This is a genomic window from Pseudoalteromonas sp. Z1A2, assembly GCF_011378755.1.
Lineage (GTDB): Bacteria > Pseudomonadota > Gammaproteobacteria > Enterobacterales > Alteromonadaceae > Pseudoalteromonas > Pseudoalteromonas distincta.
The window spans coordinates 1-2,881 of the sequence record NZ_WTKX01000057.1 but is presented as its reverse complement, the minus strand read 5'-3'; the positions used below and the strand labels follow the sequence as shown (position 1 = coordinate 2,881).

The following is a 2,881-nucleotide window of genomic DNA, read 5'->3' as shown; positions in this document are numbered from 1 at the left end:
GTTTCTGCTTTCGCCGTTCTGGAGAACTACTTCACCCAGTATCTGAATTTTGTCTTGGCCACCGTATTCCTTTTCGTCCTTAACACCTTTTGGACTTTCAAAAATATTTATTAATTGGCCTGATAGAGTCAACATGCTCATAATTATTCCTTATTAAAACTTTTGAAAGATGCGTTTAGACCACGCCATTCAGCACATTCGTTCTCGAAAGAACCAGCAGAATTGACAACTTGCATTTGAATGCCTTCTGGTAAATTCTCGGTAATCAAAGAATCGACTTCTACAGATAAAGAATTTCTGTCTGCATCAGAAAGAGAAAGGAAAAGCTGTTCAGCATATAACTCTAAAGCAGGCTCTAATAATTCAATTCGAGTTTTACCAAAACGAGCAGCGATAGCATCAAACATAAAAACTGTCGTAATTGGCGCTGTTAACGACATTTTACGTTTGTGATAAGGGGTTTCTTCAGGTGGGTTATTTTTCATAGCTTCCTCAACATATAAATCATCAATAATCTTTGACGCTAGTTGGTTTAGTGATTTCATAATACAGTCCTATTAAATTAGATTCTAGTTACGTCACATGAGAATCTAATTCAGATTTTAATAAAAGTAAAGTTTTGTATCATAAGTAATAGGTTTTGCACTCTAGGTTGCACTATCGTTCTAACCTAGAGTGCTTATTGGGATTGGCGATTGGAATATTGCACACGGAAAACCTGAACGGATGAGTTGAACGGTAATTCAGCTAGGTTTATCAGGGGAGCGCGCTGCGCTCGGGGTTCTGTTTTCCAAATTTAATATTCTACCGCTTCGCGGGCTTCGGCCTATTGGCTTGTGATTTCCAAATTAACCTTGAAGTTAGGCCTTACATTAAACGGCAAGCCGTTTAATAAACCCATATCAATTACCTGTTGGGGAATAGCTTTAGAAAGTGAAATTATTGAACTTAAGTTTTCAGACTCTGAAACTAATAGGGATATTAATTCGTTAATTGAGTCGTCTGTTTTATGGAATGCGGATAGGCCAATAAGGGCAGTTAATAGATTTTCTATATTTTCGGCTGTAGTAATTAGATCAACATTGTTAGTATCTTGCTTAGACATGAATAACTCCAATTCAGTTGTTTGTGTTAGTGTCAGGTAAGAGTTACCGCTCTACCTGACATGCCTATCAGATCACTTATTGACTAACTTTTCAACTCTCCTTTAATTTTAAAAGTTCAAAGTCACCTTCCCGTGAAACGGGCCCCTCCCTTGAACCCTTAAAATTAGGGTCGTTATGAATATCGGCTACAGTTTGAATTATAGAATTTAAAAAACCATGATTATTAAAAACACTATTAATCTTAGGCAAAGGTGAAGAACCTGAGCCAATGCGACTTAAAATTTCCTTATCTTGATTACTGTAACTTTTTTCAGACTTAGGAGTGGCCGACTGGAGAGAGTAACCCGCCTTAGTGTATTTATAGAAAAGTTCTATGTAAGGGAGATCCTCTAAAAGATCATCGGTCATTTTTTCAGGGATTTTTACACCCCAAAAACATCCAAAGCTACCAGTTAACCTTTTTCCCTTAAGGTAAGAATAAGCTTCTATATTTTCTTTAGGCTTTAAATCTGAAAACTTAAGTGCATATTTAAATACTTCTACAAAACCTTGAGCGGGGTCGCCCTCGATAGGCCTTACATCTACGATTTTGCTATCGCCTGTAATCTTTTGCCACTCTTTGCAAAGCTCTGTTTCTTGGACAGCATCAGTATATTTTTTCCATAGAGCTATTTCGTTTTTCTTAACCTGGGGAGAAAGTTTAGACCAGACATCAGGTTTATGAAGAACGGGACGAATATTGAAAGGGAAATCAATCGGATTTTCAGGGTCAAGCATAACAACCATGTGACAATGTGGATGCCAGCCAGATTTACTTTTAGTTAATTCATAACTAAATACACCACCGTCAGACTTACCAAGTTGAGTTTTGCCAAGGCCTTTGCTTACGAAATCACGTCTACGCTGTAAGAGTTTTCTCACAGAGTTTTGAAGATGATCAAAACGTTCTGGTAATGACTCACCATTTTTAACCGTTAAAGTGAGCATGTAAGGGCGTAAGGCGGTGTTTTTAGCTACAACCTGCTCATACTTACCTAAATACCCCTGAACTTGCTTAGCGCCACGCCTGATGGCGCACAGTTGGCACATTAAGTGATTCTTACAGAAACTAGCTTTTGCAAGACGCACTTGTCCCACAGTGTGGTACTGGTGAAAAACCAGATAATTACCACAACTACACAGTTGGCTTTGTAGCTTCTCGAAATTCAAAAGGGAATGAAGTTGAAAATTTGCTTTTTCCCCTTGGCTTAAACCACGAACATGGTTTAATATCTGTAATTGTCTGGACTTTGCTTCGCTGTAGCGTTGCACTCTACCAGAGAAATTACATATTTCGTTGAAGCCCTTGCTAGAGTCGCCCGCCAAAGCTGAATCTAGTGAGGGTTTTTTTATGTCTGTCATTTGTTATTTTATCCTTAATATCCACACTTTATTTCTATGTATCAAGTAAGGCAAGCAGAGCTTGCAAAAAACCCCCAAGAGTGAGGACGGCAAAGGCAAGCTTTTGCCTGTCTCTCTCTCTTTTGGGGGTCTATGTTTTTAGTGTGCAGCCGTAGGCTTAGAGCCTTTTGGAATGAAGTAAGTAATAGATTTACCATTTGCAAAAACCGATACCGGTACCCGAATAGATTTACCCTTAAGCCCTTCGAACAATTGTTTGTCATGAGTTGTTAAAGTTATAAGATCGTTTCTGCTTTCGCCGTTCTGGAGAACTACTTCACCCAGTATCTGAATTTTGTCTTGGCCACCGTATTCCTTTTCGTCCTTAACACCTT

At 38.6% G+C, this 2,881-nt stretch carries 4 protein-coding genes; all 4 read right to left on the bottom strand.

Features of this window, described 5'->3' with window-relative positions:
- Window positions 1-143: 143 nt before the first annotated feature.
- The gene (locus tag GQR47_RS20010) at window positions 144-545 is read right to left on the bottom strand and encodes a hypothetical protein (RefSeq protein ID WP_165724396.1); all 402 of its coding nucleotides are present in this window, start codon (window positions 543-545) and stop codon (window positions 144-146) included.
- A 281-nt stretch (window positions 546-826) separates the two neighbouring features.
- Window positions 827-1,105 (bottom strand): hypothetical protein, encoded by a 279-nt coding sequence (locus GQR47_RS20005; protein ID WP_138542843.1) that lies wholly within the window; start codon window positions 1,103-1,105, stop codon window positions 827-829.
- Between the two features lie 91 nt (window positions 1,106-1,196).
- Window positions 1,197-2,507, bottom strand: a complete 1,311-nt coding sequence (locus GQR47_RS20000; protein WP_165724395.1) for a protein rep — start codon at window positions 2,505-2,507, stop codon at window positions 1,197-1,199.
- Between the two features lie 138 nt (window positions 2,508-2,645).
- A partial coding sequence (locus GQR47_RS20395; protein ID WP_206016216.1) for a hypothetical protein occupies window positions 2,646-2,881 on the bottom strand: 236 nt, incomplete at its 5' end.